13 protein-coding genes are annotated in these 20,283 nt (G+C 69.2%); 6 read left to right on the top strand and 7 right to left on the bottom strand.

Annotated features, from left to right (window positions below):
• The first annotated feature begins 68 nt into the window (after window positions 1–68).
• Window positions 69–6,602, top strand: coding sequence for an RHS repeat domain-containing protein (locus B5557_RS28195; RefSeq protein WP_231976054.1), 6,534 nt, complete (start codon window positions 69–71; stop codon window positions 6,600–6,602).
• Window positions 6,603–6,787: 185 nt separating this feature from the next.
• Window positions 6,788–6,970, top strand: a complete 183-nt coding sequence (locus B5557_RS43915; RefSeq protein ID WP_143688236.1) for a hypothetical protein — start codon at window positions 6,788–6,790, stop codon at window positions 6,968–6,970.
• Window positions 6,971–7,568: 598 nt separating this feature from the next.
• On the opposite strand, the gene B5557_RS28190 is transcribed toward B5557_RS43915, so the two are convergent.
• Window positions 7,569–8,339 (bottom strand): GntR family transcriptional regulator, encoded by a 771-nt coding sequence (locus tag B5557_RS28190; protein ID WP_079662084.1) that lies wholly within the window; start codon window positions 8,337–8,339, stop codon window positions 7,569–7,571.
• A gap of 239 nt (window positions 8,340–8,578) precedes the next feature.
• Between B5557_RS28190 and B5557_RS28185 the strand changes: the two genes are divergently transcribed.
• Entirely contained in the window at window positions 8,579–9,118 is a 540-nt protein-coding gene (locus B5557_RS28185; RefSeq protein ID WP_173877743.1) for an ATP-binding protein, read from the top strand.
• 41 nt (window positions 9,119–9,159) lie between these two features.
• Here the strand turns inward: B5557_RS28185 and B5557_RS28180 are convergent, their stop codons facing one another.
• The gene (locus B5557_RS28180) at window positions 9,160–10,851 is read right to left on the bottom strand and encodes a thiamine pyrophosphate-binding protein (protein WP_079662083.1); all 1,692 of its coding nucleotides are present in this window, start codon (window positions 10,849–10,851) and stop codon (window positions 9,160–9,162) included.
• Window positions 10,848–11,828 (bottom strand): agmatinase, encoded by a 981-nt coding sequence (gene speB, locus B5557_RS28175; protein ID WP_079662082.1) that lies wholly within the window; start codon window positions 11,826–11,828, stop codon window positions 10,848–10,850. The genes B5557_RS28180 and speB overlap by 4 nt, the downstream gene beginning before the upstream one ends.
• A gap of 227 nt (window positions 11,829–12,055) precedes the next feature.
• Between speB and B5557_RS28170 the strand changes: the two genes are divergently transcribed.
• On the top strand, window positions 12,056–12,847 hold the full coding sequence (locus B5557_RS28170; protein ID WP_079665042.1) for a phosphatase: 792 nt from the start codon (window positions 12,056–12,058) through the stop codon (window positions 12,845–12,847).
• 67 nt (window positions 12,848–12,914) lie between these two features.
• On the opposite strand, the gene B5557_RS43910 is transcribed toward B5557_RS28170, so the two are convergent.
• The 4 genes from B5557_RS43910 to B5557_RS28150 all read right to left on the bottom strand — a co-directional run bounded on the left by B5557_RS43910 (window position 12,915) and on the right by B5557_RS28150 (window position 16,361).
• A complete protein-coding gene (locus tag B5557_RS43910) occupies window positions 12,915–13,238 on the bottom strand; it encodes a hypothetical protein (RefSeq protein ID WP_159424438.1) in 324 nt (107 codons plus the stop codon).
• Between the two features lie 322 nt (window positions 13,239–13,560).
• Window positions 13,561–14,433, bottom strand: coding sequence for an acyl-CoA thioesterase (locus B5557_RS28160; protein ID WP_079662081.1), 873 nt, complete (start codon window positions 14,431–14,433; stop codon window positions 13,561–13,563).
• A gap of 46 nt (window positions 14,434–14,479) precedes the next feature.
• The gene (locus B5557_RS28155) at window positions 14,480–15,637 is read right to left on the bottom strand and encodes an acyl-CoA dehydrogenase family protein (RefSeq protein WP_079662080.1); all 1,158 of its coding nucleotides are present in this window, start codon (window positions 15,635–15,637) and stop codon (window positions 14,480–14,482) included.
• A gap of 130 nt (window positions 15,638–15,767) precedes the next feature.
• Window positions 15,768–16,361, bottom strand: a complete 594-nt coding sequence (locus tag B5557_RS28150) for an SACE_7040 family transcriptional regulator (protein ID WP_079662079.1) — start codon at window positions 16,359–16,361, stop codon at window positions 15,768–15,770.
• 109 nt (window positions 16,362–16,470) lie between these two features.
• On the opposite strand from B5557_RS28150, the gene B5557_RS28145 reads away from it, so the two are divergent.
• The gene (locus tag B5557_RS28145; RefSeq protein ID WP_079662078.1) at window positions 16,471–18,087 is read left to right on the top strand and encodes a carboxyl transferase domain-containing protein; all 1,617 of its coding nucleotides are present in this window, start codon (window positions 16,471–16,473) and stop codon (window positions 18,085–18,087) included.
• A 14-nt stretch (window positions 18,088–18,101) separates the two neighbouring features.
• Complete coding sequence (locus tag B5557_RS28140) at window positions 18,102–20,279, top strand: acetyl/propionyl/methylcrotonyl-CoA carboxylase subunit alpha (protein ID WP_079662077.1); 2,178 nt, start codon at window positions 18,102–18,104, stop codon at window positions 20,277–20,279.
• The last annotated feature ends 4 nt before the right edge of the window (window positions 20,280–20,283 follow it).

Here is a 20,283-nt window from a genome sequence, read left to right as displayed (position 1 = left end):
GTGCGCTCCGGTATCAGTGCTGCCTCCGGAGCTCCTGCCCGTTTTCGAATCGAACGCAGGGAATCACCTTGTCTTCAAGACCCTTCCGCACACGTGCGTCAGGGGCGGTCGTACGCCGCTGGCTCGGCCGTGGCGCGCTCGTGGCCGCTCTCTCCGTCCTTCCGCAAGTGGTGGTCCCCTCGGGCTACGACTTCGCCGCCCAGGCCCAGCCCTCGACAGCCCGTAAGCAGCTGGAGGACCCGGCCGACGCGAAGACCGACAAGGTGGGCGTGCTCAAGCCCGGCACGTCCAAAGCCCCCAAGGACAAAGCCCTTCCCGCCTCCCAGAAGACCCGCGAACGCGCGGAGAAAGCGGCCTGGCCCAAGCCCGGCAAGGCCACGGCCGAGGTCGGGGCGACCGGCAAGACCCCGGTCACCGTCGGCGGACTCGGCGTGGAGCTGGCCCAGGAGCCCGCCGCCGCGGCAGCCAAACCGGCGAAGGGCAAGGCAACGGCGAAGGCCACCGGCCCGGCCGAGGAGGTGGCGCTCAGCGTCCACTCACGGCTCGCCGCACAGGAGGCCGGCGTCAACGGCGTCCTGCTCACCGTCGACCCGGCGGGAGCCGCCGGCCACTCCGCCGGCGCAGCCGCCGGTGACAGCGACACGCTCCGACTCGCTTTGGACTACTCCTCCTTCAACGACGTCTACGGCGGCAACTTCGGGCCCCGCCTGAACCTGGTGACGCTCCCGGCGTGTGCGCTGACCACCCCGTCGAAGAAGTCCTGCCGCACGCAGACCCCCCTGGCGGGGGCGGACAACGACGCGCAGTCCCAGACCCTGACAGGAACCCTCTCCGCACGCACTCTCGCGGCCGGCACCCCGATGCTGCTGGCGGCGGCAGCAGACAGCTCGGGCGGCGGCAGCGACTACAGCGCCACCTCGCTGTCCCCCACCGCGACCTGGGAAGCCGGCGGGAGCACGGGTGACTTCACCTGGAACTACCCCCTGCGGGTGCCCCCGGCGACGGCCGGCCCGTCCCCGAACCTGTCCATCTCCTACAACTCCGCGTCAGTGGACGGCCGCACGGCCGGGGAGAACAACCAGACTTCCGTGGTCGGCGAAGGCTTCTCGATCACCGAGTCCTACATCGAGCGCAAGTACGGCTCCTGCAAGGACGACGGCCAGTCCGGCAAGGGCGACCTGTGCTGGAAGTACGCCAACGCCACCCTGGTCCTCAACGGAAAGGCCGTCGAACTCGTCAACGCCTGCTCCGACAAGGCGGCTTGCGACACCGCTGCCCTGTCCCAGGCATCCGGCGGCGCCTGGAAGCTGAAGAACGAGGACGGCACCCGCGTCGAGCACCTGACCGGAGCCACCGGCAACGGCGACGACAACACCGAGTACTGGAAGGTCACGGACGCGTCCGGCGTCCAGTACTTCTTCGGCAAGCAGCGCCTGCCCGGCTGGAGCGACAAGGGCACCACCTCCACCGCCGACGACGACCCGGTCACCAACTCGGTTTGGACCGTACCCGTCTTCGGCGATGACTCCGGCGAGCCCTGCTACAAGTCCACCGGCTTCGCCGACTCGTCCTGCAACCAGGCCTGGCGCTGGAACCTGGACTACGTCGTGGACCCCCACGCCAACGCCTCCACCTACTGGTACACCCCGGAGACGAACTACTACTCGAAGAACGCCAACACCACTGTCAACGGGACCGCCTACATCCGTGGCGGCTACCTCAACCGCATCGACTACGGTCTGCGCAGCGACCTGATCTACGCCAAGCCCGCCGCCCAGCAGGTCCACTTCACCTACGCCGAGCGCTGCGTCACCTCCGGCGGCTGTTCCAGCCTGACCAAGGACACCAAGGCCGACTGGCCCGACGTGCCCTTCGACATGATCTGCGCGTCCGGCACCAAGTGCGCCACCCAGATCGGGCCGTCCTTCTTCACGCGCAAGCGCCTGACCGACGTCACCACCTCGGTGTGGACAGGTACCGGCACCACCCGCCGGAACGTCGACAGCTGGCACCTGGACCAGAGCTTCCCCGACACTGGTGACGCCTCCTCGGCGAGCCTGTGGCTGAAGTCCATCCAGAACACCGGCAAGGCCAACACCACCGCGGCCGCCATGCCGCCGGTCGTCTTCGGTGGCATCCAGTTGCCCAACCACGTCGAGGGCAGCGGCCCGGACACCCTGCGCTACATCAAGTGGCGCGTACGCACCATCAAGTCCGAGACCGGCTCCACCCTCACCGCCAACTACTCCGACCCCGACTGCATCTGGGGCTCGAGCATGCCGGCGAACGTCGACAAGAACACCCGCCGCTGCTTCCCGGTCAAGTGGTCCCAGTCCGGCGCGACCCCGGTCACCGACTGGTTCCACAAGTACGTGGTCACCTCCGTCTTCCAGGACGACCCCTACGGCCACGGCGACACCGGGGAGACCTACTACGACTACCAGGGCGGCGCCGGCTGGGCCTACGCCGACGACGAGGGCCTGACCAAGTCGTCCAACCGCACGTGGTCGCAGTGGCGCGGCTACGGCAAGGTCGTGCAGACCTCCGGCGACTCCGAAGGCCCGCGCTCCAAGAAGTCCACGCTGTACATGCGCGGCCTGAACGGAGAGAAGGAACTCGACGGCACCGCCCGCGTGGAGAAGGTCACCGACTCCGCCGGCACCGCCGTCGACGACGCCCGCCAGTACGCCGGCTTCGTCCGCGAGACCATCGTCTACAACGGCGCCGAGGAACTCAGCGGCACCATCAACACCCCCTGGTCGTACAAGACCGGCAGTCACGCCTACAGCTGGGGCACCACCGACTCCTGGATCGTCCAGGCCGGCGAGACCGCCACGCGCACCAAGATTTCCACCGGCACGCGCACGGTCAAGCAGAAGACCACGTATGACACCACCTACGGCATGCCGATCAGCGTGGAGGACAGCGGCGACATCGCCAAGACCGGCGACGAATCATGCGTGCGGACCAGCTACGCCCGCAACACCGCGGCTTGGCTGGTGAACACCGTGTCGCGCACCGAGACCTACGCCGTCGGCTGCGCCGCCGCTCCGGTGGTACCCGACGACGTCGTCTCCGACGTCACGACGGCCTACGACGGCCAGGCGGTCGGGGCGGCCCCCACCAAGGGGGAGAACACCGCCTCCTACCGGGTCGCAAGTTACGACCCGGTCGACAAGACTCCCGTCTACCAGCAGGTGTCCAGCGCCACCTACGACAAGCTGGGCCGCCCTGCCACGGCGACCAACGCCCTCAACCAGACGATCAAGACCACCTACGTCCCTGACGACACCGGCTACGGTCCTCTGACGTCCAAGACCACCACCGACCCCAAGCTCTACACCACCACCAGCGTGGTGGACCCGGCCTGGGGCACGGCCACCAAGACCACCGACGCCAACAGCAACGTCACCGAGTGGGCCTTCGACGCACTCGGCCGCCTGGTCTCGGTCTGGAAGCCCAACCGCTCCCGCACGCTCGGCGACGCCGCCAGCATCGTCTACGCCTACAGCGTCAACAACGACAAAGAGACCTGGGTCCGCACCGACGCTCTCAAGAACGACGGAAAGACCTACAACAGCGCCTACGAAATCTTCGACAGCCTGCTGCGATCCCGCCAAAAGCAGGTCCCCGCGCCGAACGGCGGCCGGGTGATCTCCGAAACCCTCTACGACGACCGCGGCCTGGCGTACCTCTCCAACAGCCAGATTCATGACGACGTCGCACCCTCGGGCACGCTGGCCAACACCTACCCCGGCTCCGTCCCCGCCTCCACCGAAACCGTCTTCGACGCGGCCGGCCGTGCCACCGAAGGCATCTTCCGGGTCTACGGCCAGGAGAAGTGGCGTACCAAGACCGACGAACAGGGTGATCAAACCGCCGTCACCGCGGCCGAGGGCGGCACCGGCCTCATGACGATCGTCGACGCCCGCGGCCGAGTAACCGAACGCCGCGAGTACGGCGGCCCTGTCCCGACGGGCACCGACTACACCCGCACGCTGTACGAGTACACCCCTGGTGGCCAGCTCAAGAAGCTGACCGGCCCGGACGGGGCGGTCTGGACCTACGGCTACGACCTGCGCGGCCGCAAGACGGCCTCCACAGACCCCGACAAGGGCGCTGTCACCACCGCCTACAACGATGCCGATCAGCCGCTGACCGTCACCACGACCCTCAACGGCGTCTCACGAACCCTGATCACCGACTACGACGTGCTGAATCGCAAGATCGGTACCTGGGACGGAGCGAAGGACGACGCCCACCAGCTGACCAAGTTCACCTACGACACCCTTGCCAAGGGACAGCCGACCGCTTCGATCCGCTACGTCGGCGGCACCACCGGCAAGATCTACTCCCAGGTCGTCACCGGCTACGACTCCCTCGGCCGCGCCAAGGGCACCAAGACCGTCCTTGCCGCCACCGACCCCTTGGTCGTCGCCGGGGCGCCGCAGACCTTCGCCACCTCGACCGTCTACAACAGAGACGGCACCGTCCAGTCCACCTCGATGCCCGCGGCAGCCGGCCTGCCCGCCGAGACCGTGGCCAACACCTACAACGACCTCGGAATGCTCACCGGCGCCTCAGGCATGACCGGCTACGTCCAGAACATCGGTTACTCCCCGTACGGCGAGGTCGAGGAGACCCGCCTGGGCACGTCCACCGGCGCCAAGCAGCTCCAGATCCTCAACCGCTACGAGGACGGCACCCGCCGCCTGACCAACACCCACACCGTCGACCAGACCAACACCGGCTACACCAGCGACGTCGACTACGCCTACGACGCCACCGGCAACGTCCTGTCGCTCACTGATCAAGCCAACGGCAAGGACACCCAGTGCTTCGCCTACGACGGCTACCGCCGTCTGACCGAAGCGTGGACCCCGTCCTCCAACGACTGCGCCACCGCCCGCTCGGCAGCCGCCCTCGGCGGCCCGGCCCCGTACTGGACCAGCTGGACCTACAAGCCTGGGGGCCTGCGCGACACCCAGACCGAGCACAAGGCCACCGGTGACACCACGACCGCATACGGCTATCCGGTCGTCAACGCCACCGGCGCAGGCCAGCCCCACACCCTGACCTCCGTCACCGTCGACGGCACCGCCGCCACCTCGTTCACCTACGACGAGCAGGGCAACACAACCAGGCGCTACGGCCCCACCGGCAACGCGCAAGACCTCGCCTGGGACATCGAAGGAGAACTCACCCGCCTCACCGAGGGCGCCAAGACCACCGACTACCTCTACGACGCCAACGGCGAACTCCTGATCCGCCGCGGCCCCGACAAAACCGTCCTCTACCTGGCCGGCCAGGAACTCCACTACGACACGGCCGCCAACAAGTTCACCGCCCAGCGCTACTACCCGGCCGGCGACGCCACCGCCGTCCGCACCGAGACCAGCCTGTCCTGGATGGTCGACGACCACCACGGCACCGCCTCGATGACAGTGGACGCCACCACGCAGGCCGTAACCCGCCGCTACACCAAGCCCTTCGGCGAGTCTCGCGGCACGACACCGTCGGTCTGGCCCGACGACAAGGGCTTCCTGGGCAAGCCGACCGACACCGACACCGGCCTCACCCACGTCGGCGCCCGCGAGTACGACCCGACCACCGGACGCTTCCTCTCCGTCGACCCGGTTCTCGCCCCCGAGGACCACGAGTCCCTCAACGGCTACGCCTACGCCAACAACACCCCCGTCACCATGTCCGACCCCACCGGCCTGCGGCCGATAACGGCCTGTGACCAAGGGTGCAGCGACGGCAAGGGCGGCACCTACCGGGACCACATGACAATGTCCAACGGGAAGTGGGTCTACCACTCCACGCGGACGTACACCCAGTCGTTCCAGTACCAGAATTCGGGCGGCACCGTCGGAAGCGGCACCATGACCGTCACCGTCCGCACCGACGGGGGCGTCAAGTCGGCGAAGGTGGTCTTCAAGAAGGGACCTGACCCGAAGCCCAAGAAGGACGACGGCTACTGCAACGCCTGCTGGGCCATGGGCACGAACCCGCACTACGACCCCAACGCCAACGACATTCCGGATGCAGGCAAGCTCGCGACTTGGCAGAAGGTGGTCCTGGGCGTCGTCGCCGTTGTGTCTGCGGCCGTGGTCGCCGCCCCGGTCGTTGCAGCTGTCGGGCCAGAGCTCACCGCGGCATGCCTGGCTAACCCTGCAGGTTGCGGTGAAGTCATAGCCGAAATAGGAACAGGCGGTGCCGCAGGTGGCAGCATGCCATCCGGTGCCGCCCATGGAGGCGCGGCCAACGCCGCTAACGGGCCACGGCTTGGGAAGCAGCTACAGTACGAGGCCGATGCAGCCGCAGCGGCCAAACTGTTCACTACGGATGGCAACCTCACTGCGGAAACCATCGCGCGCTCCGAGAAAATTATAGAGGGCTCCAAAATTGAGAATCCTCACCTGGAGGAGTATTTCAAAGCGCACGGTGGTGTTGACCAGTGGGGCAAGTACGGCACCCCTCGAGTCAACACCCCGGGAGGCGAAGGAACCTTGGATATTCACTTCTACATGAACGAAGTGAGCGGAGAAGTCTACCTATACGACTACAAGGTGAAGTTTGGCGGAGGGAAGAGAAAGTGAGAGTTAGATATCTGGGAGCCCCAGACGCCCCTCCCAGACCTGTTGATGGCAGGTATTACTTCACTCCAGGACAGGAATACGTCGTACTCGAACTGCACGTACGCAGAGACGGTTCTTCCTCCCTTCGGATCGAGCACTCACCAGACGACCTCGCTGGCCTGTACAGCGGGGAGTTCTTTGAGCAGGTGTCTGACACCATTCCTTCCCGGTGGAGTGTGGAGATCTACCAGCAAGGCGGGCTGAGCCTGGGGCCCAAGGAATGGATCGCAGGAGATTTCTGGGAGCGCATGATGGAACGGGATCCGGAAGCGGAAGCTGCCTACGAGGTGACACGCGACGCGATCACGGCTGAGGATCCTGTCGCCTGATGCAGTCAGTGCTGTCAATCCGAGGGCATCGGCGCTCGCTCAAAGTGAAGGCCTCTGAGCGCGGGTGATGTACGTGAACGCCCAGGCCGCTCCTTAGTATCTGGCGCGCCCGGTGCAGACCTTCCCTTCCCGGGGACTGTCCGCACCGGGCGCGCGGCTGTTACGCCACCAGGGGTGGCGAAGCGGCGGCCTTGGGCATCGGTCGAGAGGACCACAACACACCCGAGTAGGCGATCAACCACGCACGTAAGGGCGTTCGGCGCCGATAACGTGCAACCTTCGCCACGCCAGGAGACGGAGAATGGAATACGGTGCGGTGAACCGGTCGCCGGTGCGGCTCCACTCGGGGATTCCTTTTTTGAGGTATTTCAGGTCCGGCCTCTATCTGTTTTAGATCACCGTCAGCCCTCGGCTCCAGATAGAATACCAAGGTTCGGTGGCAGTCCCCGTGTACATGAACTCCCAGCGATCCCAATTCATGTCAGTGTGGGGCAGAGGGTGCCGGCAGGGCGTGATCCCCAAGAGAATCCCGAAGCGGAATGGCGGAGCCTGAAGAACATCCGTGTCAGATCGTGCGCCATGAAGCCGCATCCTCGGTTCACGCCTCGAAGCCGTACTCCAGCACGTACGCCGACGAGTCCAGCACCATCTCGTTCACCTCGACGGCAGCGCCTTCGGCGTCGAAAGCCGTACGGGCTACCAGGACCACGGGCACACCTGAAGGCAACGCCAGTTGCTCGGCCTCGTCCGCGCTGGGCATGCGGGAGCGGATCTCCTCACGGAAGCGGACGGGCTTGCGGCCCAGTTCCGCGAGCCGGGCATAGAGGCCGCCGGGCCCTGTGTCGGGCTGGGTGATCGGCGTGCCGGAGACGAGGTCGGCGGGCAGATAGGACGTGGCGAGCAGCACCGGCTTGCCGTCGAGGGTGTAACGGCGGCGGCGGACGCAGACCTTCTCGCCCTCGCCCTCGCCCACGGCCAGGTCGAGGACCCCCGCGATCACATCGGGGGCATCCTCCTCACTCACTTCTACCGAGTCGACGAGGAGTTCACGACCGGCGGCATCGGCCTCCCAGACGGATCGCTCCTCTCCCCACTGCGCGTGGGCGAGCCGCTCGATGCCACGGCGGCGGATGGGCCTGAAGTCCCGGACGAACACCCCGGCGCCCTTGCGCGCCTCGACGATCCCCTCCGCCTGCAGAACGCCGAGCGCCTGCCGGGCCGTCATACGGGCCACGCCGTGCGCCGCCATGAGGTCGTTCTCGCCGGGGAGGCGCTCACCGGGCCCGTACTCGCCCGCCTCAATGGCCGCCCGCAGTTCCGCGGCGATGCGCTGGTACTTGGGCTGACGCCCCGCGTCCCGGCTGCTCATGCAGGTCTCTCCTCTGATCATCTCTAGACATCCTAGGCATCAAGCGTCACGCGCTACAGCCTGGCGACGACGCCATCCGAGCACTTTCGTTCACATCTCTAGAGATGTGTGGCGGAGATGGCTGCACAACTGCTTCACTGGCTACATCTCTAGAGATGTCCGGTTCTCATCTCACTGACTGCCCGGAGGTCGACGCCATGTCAGCCCACGCCACGCCCCCGCACAACTCAACTACCGGCATGTCAGAGGCCCAGTGGCGGTTATCGCACAGCCCTCGCAGCGCCAGGCGCGCCCGGGACCTTCTGCGCATTCAACTCCTGGAATGGAAGATCGACGCTCAAGTAGCCTTCACTGCTGAGCTGTTGCTCTCGGAACTGGTCACCAACGCGCTCCTGCACGCACGGATGCCGGCCGGACGGGAGATCGGGGTGAGAGTCGCCCGGTACAACGAACGACTGCGCGTGGAGGTCGCCGACGCCAACAACAGCCGACCGCAGTTGAGAACAGCCATCGACACGGACGAGCACGGCCGAGGCCTTGCTCTTATCGACGCCCTCGCACAGCGATGGGGCTGCTGCCCCCGCCGACACGGCATCGGCAAAGCAATCTGGGCCGAACTGCCGCTGGAAGGGCGCACCCCGGAGGAAGTGGCCCTGGACCACATCGCGCGCGGACTCCCGCTGAGTTCCCCGTCCTCCCTCGGGGACGACTCCGAGGCCATGGCGGTATTGAGGAACGCCATGTTCGACGGACCCGCCGATCTGGCTACCCAATCTTGACGGAACACTCCGAACGAGACGCCTTGGAGTTGAAGTACCGATCAGCCCAGGTGCGTGGGCGCGAACATCCGTAGTACCGCCGGGAGTACGAGCACCGACGGGCCGGGCGCCCCCAGGGCCTTCGCCAGGTCCGTCTCCAGGGTTTCCGGGGACGTCCGCACCCCCGGTACCCCGAACGACTCCGCCAGGGCCACGAAGTCCGGCCGGGTCAGTTCCGTCGCCGTCGCTGCTGGCTCGCCGTAGGCGGCTGTCATGTATTCGCGGAGGATGCCGTAGCCGCCGTCGTCGATGATCAGCCAGGTGACGGGGAGGGCGTACTGCTTCGCCGTCGCCAACTCGGCGATCGAGTAGAGCGCGCCGCCGTCGCCCGAGACCGCCAGGACCGGGCTGATCGGGTCGGCCGCTGCCGCGCCCAGCGCTGCCGGGAAGGCGTAGCCGAGGCCGCCGGCGCCCTGGGCCGAGTGCATGGTGTTGGGGGCCTTGGCGTCGAAGGCCGACCAGGCCCAGTAGGACAGGATCGTCATGTCCCAGAAGGACGGGGAGTCGGCGGGGAGGGCGCGGCGGATCGACTTCAACAGGCCCTGTTCCAGGGGGAGTTCCTGGGCAGTGATGCGGTCGGCCACCTTCGTCAGGAGTTCTTCCACCCGGTTCCTCGCCGTCTCGTCCGGGCGTTCCTCCACCGTCTCCAGCAGCGCCTGGAGCGCCAGGCGGGCGTCCGCGTGGATGCCCAGCGCCGGGTGGTTGGACTCCAGTTTGCCGAGGTCGGCCTCGATCTGGATGATCCTGCCCCGCGGCTTGAACGTGTGGTAGTTGGACGACAATTCGCCCAGGCCCGAGCCCACCACCAGCAGGACGTCCGCGTCCTCCAAGAAGTCCGTCGTGTGGCGGTCCTCCAACCAGGACTGGAGGGAGAGGGGGTGCGTCCACGGGAAAGCGCCCTTGCCTCCGAAGGTCGTGACGACGGGGGCGTTGATCTTCTCCGCCAACTGGCGCAGCTTGCGGGACGCGTCCGCCCGCACCACTCCGCCGCCCGCGATGATCGCCGGGCGGGCGGCGTTCGACAGCAAGTGGGCTGCCAGGGCCGTTAGTTCGGGGCGGGGGACCAGCTCCTCCGGGGTCGCGTCCGGTGCCGTCACCACGGGCAGCATCGTCTCGGCGAGGAGGACGTCCTGCGGGATCTCCACCCACACCGGGCCGTGCGGCGCCGTCAGCGCCGACTTCCAGGCCTCCGCGATCGCCGACGGGATCTGTGACTGGGTGCGGACCTGGTGGACCGACTTCACCACGCCTCGGAACGAGGCCGCCTGGTCGGGGAGTTCGTGCAGATAGCCGTGGCGGCCGCCGCCCAGGCCCGCCGTCGGGATCTGGCTGCTGATCGCCAGCACCGGCGCCGAAGCGGCCGCCGCCTCCTGGAGCGCCGCCAGGGACGTCAGCGCGCCCGGGCCCGTCGAGAGGAGCAGCGGGGCCGCCTCGCCGGTGATGCGGCCGTACGCGTCCGCCGCGAAGCCCGCGTTGTTCTCCACCCGCAGGCCGATGTAGCGCAGCGAGGAGCGGCGCAGGGCGTCGAAGATGCCGAGCGCATGCTGGCCGGGCAGGCCGAAGACCGTCGTGGCGCCGAGCCCGGACAGCGTTTCCACGACCAGGTCTCCGCCGGTGCGGCCCGGAGGAGGGTTAAGTGCCGCCTTCGTCTGGGCGGCCGTCGGGCGGAGTTCCAGGTCGTGGTCGTGGGTCACTTGGCCTCGTTCTCCTTGCGGGCCTCGGCGATCTGGCGGGACATGATCGTGGTCAGTTCGTACGCCGTGTGGGAGGCGGCCACCGACGTGATCTCCGCGTGATCGTACGCGGGGGCCACCTCGACGACGTCCGCCGAGACCAGGTTGCAGGACGCCAGGCCGCGCAGGATCTCCAGGAGTTCGCGCGAGGTCATGCCGCCCGCCTCCGGCGTGCCCGTGCCGGGCGCGTGCGCCGGGTCGAGGCAGTCGATGTCGATGGAGATGTAGAGGGGGCGGTCGCCGATGCGCTGCCGCAGCTGGTCCGCCACCTCGTCCACACCGCGCCGCATCACATCCGCCGACGTCACGATGCCGAAGCCCATCTTCTCGTCGTCGGTGAGGTCCTGCTTGCCGTAGAGCGGGCCGCGGATGCCGACGTGGGAGAGGGCGGAGGTGTCCAGGATGCCCTCCTCCACCGCCCGGCGGAACGGCGTCCCGTGCGTGTACTCCGCGCCGAAGTACGTGTCCCAGGTGTCGAGGTGCGCGTCGAAGTGGAGGAGGGCCACCGGGCCGTGCTTCTTCGCCACCGAGCGCAGGAGAGGCAGCGCGATGGTGTGGTCGCCGCCAAGGGTCATCAGGCGCGCGCCCGTGCCCAGCAGGTCGTCCGCCGCCGCCTCGATGGTGTCGACGGCCTCGTTGATGTTGAAGGGGTTCGCGGCGATGTCGCCGGCGTCCGCGACCTGGGCGAGGGCGAAGGGGGAGGCGTCCTGCGCGGGGTTGTAGGGGCGCAGCAGCCGGGACGCCTCACGGATCGCGTTGCCGCCGAAGCGGGCGCCCGGCCGGTAGGAGACGCCCGAGTCGAACGGCACGCCCACCACGGCGACGTCGGCGCGGCCGACCTCGTCGAGGCGGGGCAGCCGGGCGAAGGTCGCGGGTCCGGCATACCTCGGGATGCGGGAGGAGTCGACGGGGCCGCGAGGCGTCTCGTTGCTGCTCATGGAGAAATGCTCTCTTTCTTACGCCTTGTCGCGTATGCACTGCTTCTCTGGCGACTGCACTGATGACGATGACGACCACCGACCCTAGGCAGCGGGAAAGCGGCTGCGAAGTGTACGTTTCGTCCAGCTGTGAGCCACGGAGTGGAGGGAACGTACATCCACTGACGCGCGTCCCGGCGTCCGGAACAGCCAAGACGCGCACAGTCGGCTGCCCCACAATGGGAGGCATGCCGATACCCGGGACGCCCAGCCGCGTCGAACTCCTCGACCACCTCGTCAGAACCCGTATCGCCGGGGATGTCGCCACGCCTCGCGAGAACAATCTCTCCCACTACCGCCAACTCGCGAACGGCGTCCGCAACTTCTGGCTCGGGCTGGAGCTCGGCGACCGCTGGAGCGACGAGCAGGACGTGCTCGCGGTGATGGCCGAGCGGGTCGGCGTGAACGACGATCCCGAGTACCGCTACGGCCAGGACACCATCGACCCCGAGCTGACGGCCGGCGGTCTGGACCGGCTGGCGGCGCGGCTGCGCAAGGCCGCCGACGGGCGGCAGCGGGTGCTGTTCGCCACCGGTCACCCCGGCGGTCTGCTCGATGTGCATCGCGCCACCGCCGCCGCGCTGCGCACCGCCGGCTGCGAGATCGTCGTCATCCCGAGCGGGCTCCAGACGGACGAGGGCTACGTCTGGCAGGTCGCGGACGTGGCGGTCCTCGAACACGGGGCTACGCTGTGGCACACGCACTCGGGGGAGCCGATGAAGGCCATCCTCACCGCGCTGGAGCGGGCGGGCCGGCCCCTGCCCGACCTCGTCGTCGCCGACCACGGCTGGGCGGGCTACGCCGGGCAGCACGGTGTGGACTCCGTCGGGTACGCCGACTGCAACGACCCGGCGCTGTTCATCGCGGAGTCCGAGGGGACCGTGCAGGTGGCGGTCCCCCTCGACGACCATGTGGTGAGCCCCCGCCACTACGACCCGATGACGGCGTATCTGCTGGCCGAGGCGGGACTGGCGGCGTGAAGCAGCCGACGTGCGGCCCGCTGGGGGTCGCACGTCGCACTGCGTCAGGGAGACGCCGGATCAGTCGTCACCGACCGTAGTCGTCGCCGTGATCTCCGTTGCCATGGTCTCCGTTGTCATGGTCTCCGTTGTCGTGGTCTCCGTTGCGATCTCCGTTGTCGCGGTGGTCGCTGTGGTCGTTGTCGTGACGGCCGTTGTTGTCGCAGTCGTCGTCGTTGTTGTTCCACCAGCCGTAATCGTTGTCGTCGCAGTTCCGACTGAAGCTGCTGTGGTCGTGGCTGTTGGAGTCGGTCGCCGATGCGACGCCCGCCGAGCCGATCGCGGCGCCACCCGCCATCAGCAGGCCGGCAGCCGACGCCGCGAGGACACGCCTCGCGCGCTGTGCTCGCATGAGAGGAACCCTTTCGTCCATCGTCCCCCGCGGCCCCAGAAGGAGCTCGCGAGGCGAATGGCCGCCGCCGCCGAGAAAAGGGATGCGGCGTCGACCTGGGTCACCGCTGGGTCATGACCTGCACGGCTGCTTCACCGCCGACGCCTGCAGTCGGTCCGCCCGTGGTTCTCGCGGACCGGCACTGCGGCTGAGGTCCGGTGTCCGGAAGCCTCGTCGGCCGGGCGTGCCGTGCGCTGCGGCTTTCACTCCAAGAGCCTAATCCCGCATCCGCCGTGCGTCATGTCGGGCGGCGGCCCGCTCCCGTTGTCCGTCAGCTTGTCCGTCAGCGTTCGCGGGGAACGCGGACCACGCCCTCCTGGACCACCGATACCGCGAGGCGGCCGTCCTGGGTGTAGATGCGGGCCTGGCCGAGGCCCCGGCCGCCGTGCGCGGACGGTGACTCCTGGTCGTAGAGGAGCCATTCGTCGGCGCGGAACGGGCGGTGGAACCACATCGCGTGGTCCAGGGACGCGCCCACGACGTCGCCGACGGCCCAGCCGCCGCGGCCGTGCGCGAGGAGGATCGAGTCCAGGAGCGTCATGTCGGAGACGTAGGTGGCGAGGACGACGTGCAGGAGCGGGTCGTCGGCCAGCTTGCCGTTGGCGCGGAACCACACCTGGGAGTGCGGCTCGCGCGGCTCGCCGTACCGGCCGTACGGCGGCTCGTCGACGTAGCGCAGATCGACCGCCTCGCGGGCCTCCAGAAACCTCTCGACGATCTCGGGGGCGAGGTGGTCGTAGCCGCGCAGTCGCTCCTCCGAGGTGGGGAGCGTGGCCGGGTCCGGGGCGGCGGGCATGGGCGCCTGGTGCTCGAAGCCCTCCTCGTACCGCTGGAAGGACGCGGACAGCGCGAAGATCGGCTGTCCGTGCTGGACGGCGATGACGCGGCGCGCGGTGAAGGAACGGCCGTCGTTCATCCGGTCGACCGTGTAGACGATGGGCGCGCCCGGGTCGCCCGTGCGCAGGAAGTACGCGTGCAGGGAGTGGGCGAGACGGTCCTCGGGGACCGTGCGTCCGGCGGCGACCAGTGCCTGGGCCGCGACCTGCCCGCCGAAGACGCGTGGGACGACGGCGGACCGGGACCGGCCGCGGAAGATGTTCTCCTCGATCTGCTCGAGGTCGAGCAGATCGAGGAGATCCTGAAGTGCCTGGCTCATGGGAGACAGTTGTACCCGCCAGTCGTTTCCTGGGGTTTCGCGGGCCTTACAGGCCCATGTCCTTGGCGATGATCGACTTCATGATCTCGCTGGTGCCGCCGTAGATCCGGTTGACGCGGTTGTCCGCGTACAGGCGGGCGATCGGGTACTCGTTCATGAAGCCGTAGCCGCCGTGCAGTTGGAGGCAGCGGTCGATGACGCGGTGCGCGACCTCGGTGCAGAACAGTTTGGCGCTGGCGGCCTCGGCCGGGGTCAGCTCGCCCGCGTCGAGGGCCTCCGTGGCGCGGTCGGCGACGGCCTCGGCCGCGTCCACCTCGGCCTGGCAGGCGGCCAGCTCGAACTTGGTGTTCTGGAAGTGCGCGACCGGCTTGCCGAAGACGGTGCGCTCCTGCACGTACTGCTTGGCGAACCGGACGGCGGCCTTGGCCTGCGCGTACGCGCCGTAGGCGATGCCCCAGCGCTCGGAGGCGAGGTTGTGGCCGAGGTAGTAGAAGCCCTTGTTCTCCTCGCCGAGGAGGTTCTCGACGGGCACCTTGACGTCGACGAACGCCAGCTCGGCGGTGTCGGAGGTCTTCAGGCCGAGCTTGTCGAGCTTGCGGCCGATCGAGTAGCCCTCGGACTTGGTGTCCACCACGAGGAGGGATATGCCGTGGCGGCGGTCGTCGGCGCCGGCCGGGGCGGTGCGGGCGCAGACGATCATCTGGTCGGCGTGGACGCCGCCGGTGATGAAGGTCTTGGAGCCGTTGAGGACGTAGTGCGTGCCGTCCTCGCTGAGCTTGGCGGTGGTCTTCATGCCCGCGAGGTCGGAGCCGGTGCCCGGCTCGGTCATCGCGATCGCCCACATCTCCTCGCCGGAGACGAACTTCGGCAGGTAGCGCTTCTTCTGCTCGTCGGTGGCGAGCAGCTTGATGTACGGCAGACCGAGCAGGACGTGCACGCCGGAGCCGCCGAACGTGATGCCCGCGCGGGCCGTCTCCTCGTACAGGACGGCCTCGAACTTGTAGGAGTCGATGCCGGCGCCGCCGTACTCCTCGTCGACGCGGATGCCGAAGACGCCCAGCTCGGCGAGCTTGTAGTAGAAGTCGCGCGGCGCCTGGCCGGCGGCGAGCCACTCGTCGTAGACAGGGACGACCTCGGCCTCGATGAAGGCCCGGAGGGTCTCCCGGAACGCCTCGTGGTCCTCGTTGAACACCGTACGGCGCACTCTCCGCCACCTCCACGTACCTGCATCGCGAACTTCGCCCTGTCCAAGCGCATGCATGTCTAAGCGCTTGCTCAGACAACCGTACCGGCGAGTACAGAGGCCGTCCAGGGTGCGCCCGGGGTAACGCTCGTCACGCCCCGGCCGCCGCGAACGCCCCCCTGGCCATCCGGTGCAGCAGCTCCGCGGTCACCCCGCGGCCCGGCAGGGCACCCGGCCGGCCGAGGTGCGGGGTCGAGTTCAGCAGGCCGAAGACGGAGTGCACCGCCGAACGGGCCGTCGGCTCCGTCAACGCAGGGTAGACCTCGCGGACGACCTCCACCCACAGTTCGACGTACTGCCGCTGGAGCTGGCGCACCAGCTTGCGGTCGCTGTCCCGGAGGCGGTCCAGCTCGCGGTCGTGCAGGGTGATCAGAGGGCGGTCGTCGAGGGCGAAGTCGATGTGCCCCTCGATGAGCGAGTCGAGGACCGCCTCGAAGGGCACGCCGTCGGCCTCCTGGAGGCGCCGTTTCGCACCTGTCAGCAGTCGGCCGCTGATGCCGACCAGCAGCTCCGCGAGCATCGCGTCCTTGCCCGGGAAGTGCCGGTACAGCCCCGGACCGCTGATACCGACCGCGGCCCCTATCTCGTCCACCCCGACGCCGTGGAAGCCGCGCTCGGCGAACAGCCGCGCGGCCTCCTTGAGGATCTGCTCGCGGCGGGTGGGGGCGTCGGTTCTCGTGGCCATGAAAGCAATTCTAGACAGGGAGGTTAGCGGTCGTTAACCTGAAGGAAATGGTTAACGCTCATTAACAGCCGAGGACGAGCAGTCAGTCACGGGTGAGGGGAACCGCAGGATGGAGCAGGCACCGGAGCTGACGAGCGCGGCGGATCCCGCGTCGGAGGCCTGGCAGGCCAACGAGGAGGCGCATCGCGTCCTCGTCGAGGAGCTGCGCGGCAAGCTCGCCGCGGCCCGGCTGGGCGGCGGCGAGAAGGCGCGGGCCCGCCATACCGCGCGCGGCAAGCTGTTGCCCCGGGACCGGGTCGACGCCCTGCTGGACCCGGGCTCGCCGTTCCTGGAGCTCGCGCCGCTGGCCGCCGACGGGATGTACGACGGACAGGCTGCGGCCGCGGGGGTCATCGCCGGGATCGGGCGGGTCGCCGGGCGCGTGTGCGTGATCGTCGCCAACGACGCCACCGTCAAGGGCGGCACCTACTACCCGATGACGGTGAAGAAGCACCTGCGCGCGCAGGAGGTGGCTCTGGAGAACCGCCTGCCCTGTCTGTACCTGGTCGACTCCGGCGGCGCCTTCCTGCCGATGCAGGACGAGGTGTTCCCGGACCGGGAGCACTTCGGGCGGATCTTCTACAACCAGGCCCGGATGTCGGGGGCGGGCATCCCCCAGATCGCGGCCGTCCTCGGGTCGTGCACGGCCGGCGGGGCGTACGTCCCGGCCATGAGCGACGAGGCCGTCATCGTGCGCAACCAGGGGACGATCTTCCTGGGCGGGCCCCCGCTGGTGAAGGCCGCCACCGGTGAGGTCGTCACCGCGGAGGAACTGGGCGGCGGCGAGGTGCACGCGCGTGTGTCGGGCGTGACCGACCATCTCGCGGAGGACGACGCGCACGCGCTGCGGATCGTGCGGAACATCGTCTCCACGCTCCCCGCGCGCGGTCCCCTCCCCTGGGAGGTGCGGCCGTCCGTCGAGCCCAAGGTGGACCCCTTCGGGCTGTACGGCGCCGTGCCGGTCGACTCCCGCACCCCGTATGACGTACGGGAGGTCATCGCGCGCGTGGTCGACGGCTCCCGGTTCGCGGAGTTCAAGGCCGAGTTCGGGCAGACCCTGGTCACCGGCTTCGCCCGGATCCACGGCCACCCGGTGGGCATCGTCGCCAACAACGGCATCCTGTTCTCCGAGTCCGCCCAGAAGGGCGCCCACTTCATCGAGCTGTGCGACCAGCGCGGGATCCCGCTGGTGTTCCTGCAGAACATCTCCGGCTTCATGGTCGGCCGGGACTACGAGGCCGGGGGCATCGCCAAGCACGGCGCCAAGATGGTGACGGCCGTGGCGTGCACACGCGTGCCGAAGCTGACGGTCGTGATCGGCGGGTCGTACGGCGCCGGGAACTACTCCATGTGCGGCCGGGCCTACTCGCCGCGCTTCCTGTGGATGTGGCCGGGCGCCAAGATCTCCGTCATGGGCGGCGAGCAGGCCGCGTCGGTGCTCGCGACCGTCAAGCGGGACCAGTTGGAGGCGCGCGGCGAGTCCTGGCCCACCGCGGACGAGGAGGCCTTCAAGGATCCGATCCGTGCGCAGTACGACCGCCAGGGGAACGCTTATTACGCGACGGCCCGCCTGTGGGACGACGGGGTCATCGACCCCGTGGAGACCCGGCAGGTGCTGGGGCTGGCACTGACCGCCTGCGCCAACGCGCCCCTGGGCGACCCCCAGTTCGGCGTCTTCCGGATGTGAGGGGCATGACGACAATGTTCGACACGGTGCTTGTGGCCAACCGGGGCGAGATCGCCGTCCGCGTCATCCGGACGCTGCGGTCGATGGGCGTGCGCTCGGTGGCCGTCTTCTCGGACGCCGACGCGGACGCCCGGCACGTCCGGGAGGCCGACACGGCGGTACGGATCGGTCCGGCCGCGGCGGCCGAGAGCTATCTGTCCGTGGAGCGGCTGCTGGCGGCCGCCGCGCGGACGGGCGCGCAGGCCGTCCATCCCGGGTACGGCTTCCTGGCCGAGAACGCGGGCTTCGCGCGCGCGTGCGCCGACGCGGGGCTCGTCTTCATCGGGCCGCCCGCCGACGCCATCTCCCTCATGGGCGACAAGATCCGGGCGAAGGAGACCGTGCGGGCGGCCGGGGTGCCGGTCGTCCCGGGGTCGAGCGGCAGCGGGCTGACGGACGACCAGCTCGTCGCCGCCGCCCATGAGATCGGCGTCCCGGTGCTGCTGAAGCCGAGCGCGGGCGGCGGCGGCAAGGGCATGCGGCTGGTGCGGGACGCCGCACTGCTGGCCGACGAGATCGCCGCCGCCCGCCGCGAGGCCCGCGCCTCCTTCGGCGACGACACGCTGCTCGTCGAGCGGTGGGTGGACCGGCCCCGGCACATCGAGATCCAGGTCCTGGCGGACGGGCACGGCAACGTGGTGCACCTGGGCGAGCGCGAGTGCTCCCTCCAGCGCCGGCACCAGAAGATCATCGAGGAGGCGCCGAGCGTGCTCCTCGACGAGGCCACGCGCGCGTCGATGGGCGAGGCGGCCGTGCAGGCGGCGCGGTCCTGCGGGTACCGGGGCGCGGGCACGGTGGAGTTCATCGTCCCCGGCGAGGACCCGTCGTCGTACTTCTTCATGGAGATGAACACCCGGCTCCAGGTGGAGCATCCGGTCACCGAGCTGGTCACCGGGCTCGACCTGGTGGAGTGGCAGCTGCGGGTCGCGGCCGGCGAGCCGCTGTCCTTCGGACAGCAGGACATCCGGCTGACCGGGCACGCCGTCGAGGCGCGGATCTGCGCCGAGGACCCCGCGCGCGGGTTCCTGCCCTCCGGCGGGACGGTGCTCAAGCTGCACGAACCGCAGGGCGACGGCGTGCGCACCGACTCCGGGCTCAGCGAGGGCACCGAGGTCGGCAGCCTGTACGACCCGATGCTGAGCAAGGTGATCGCGTACGGCCCCGACCGCGCCACCGCGCTCCGCAAGCTCCGCGCCGCCCTCGCGGAGACGGTCACGCTGGGCGTGCAGACCAACGCGGGCTTCCTGCGCCGGCTGCTCGCCCATCCGGCGGTGGTGGCGGGCGAGTTGGACACCGGGCTGGTCGAGCGCGAGGTGGCCGGGCTGATCTCGGACACGGTGCCGCAGGAGGTGTACGCGGCGGCGGCGCTGCTGCGCCATGGCGCGCTCGCCCCCGACACCGACGCCCACTCCGGCTCCAACGCCCCGTCCGCCGCCGGCGCTCACTCCGGCTCCGGCTCCGGCTCCAGCTCCGGCTCCGGCTGGGCGGACCCGTTCGCCGCCGCCGACGGCTGGCGCCTGGGCGGTGAGCGGGCCTGGACACCGCACCACCTCCAGGCGGCCGGCCACGAGCCGGTGACCGTGCGCGTGCGCAGCACGCCGGGCGACGCGACGGAGCTGCTCCTGCCCGGCGCGGACCGGCCCCTGCGGGGGTCCGGGGGCGTGCCCCCGCGGGGCGCGGCCGGACACCGGTTCGGCTTCCGGCTCGACGACGTCCGTCACACCTTCGTCGCGCTGCCGGACGGCTCCTGGCTGGGCCGGGACGGCGACGCCTGGCAGGTGCGTGACCATGATCCGGTCGCCGCGTCGCTGTCCGGCGCCGCGCACGCGGGCGCCGACTCGCTGACCGCGCCGATGCCCGGCACGGTGACGGTCGTCAAGGTCGCCGTCGGCGACGAGGTGACCGCGGGCCAGAGCCTGCTGGTCGTCGAGGCGATGAAGATGGAACACGTCATCTCCGCCCCGCACGCCGGCACGGTCGCCGAGCTGGACGTCAGCCCGGGGACGACGGTCGCCATGGACCAGGTGCTCGCCGTCATCGCCCCTGCGGAGACCCCCGCAGAGACCCCCGCAGACACCCCCGCGGAGACCTCGGCAGGAACAGGGGCATCGGCAGAGGCATCGGCAGAGGCATCGGCAGAGGAGGACCAGTGACACT

Source organism: Streptomyces sp. 3214.6 (genome assembly GCF_900129855.1).
Taxonomy (GTDB): Bacteria; Actinomycetota; Actinomycetes; order Streptomycetales; family Streptomycetaceae; genus Streptomyces; species Streptomyces soliscabiei.
This window is presented reverse-complemented; position numbering and strand designations above follow the sequence as displayed.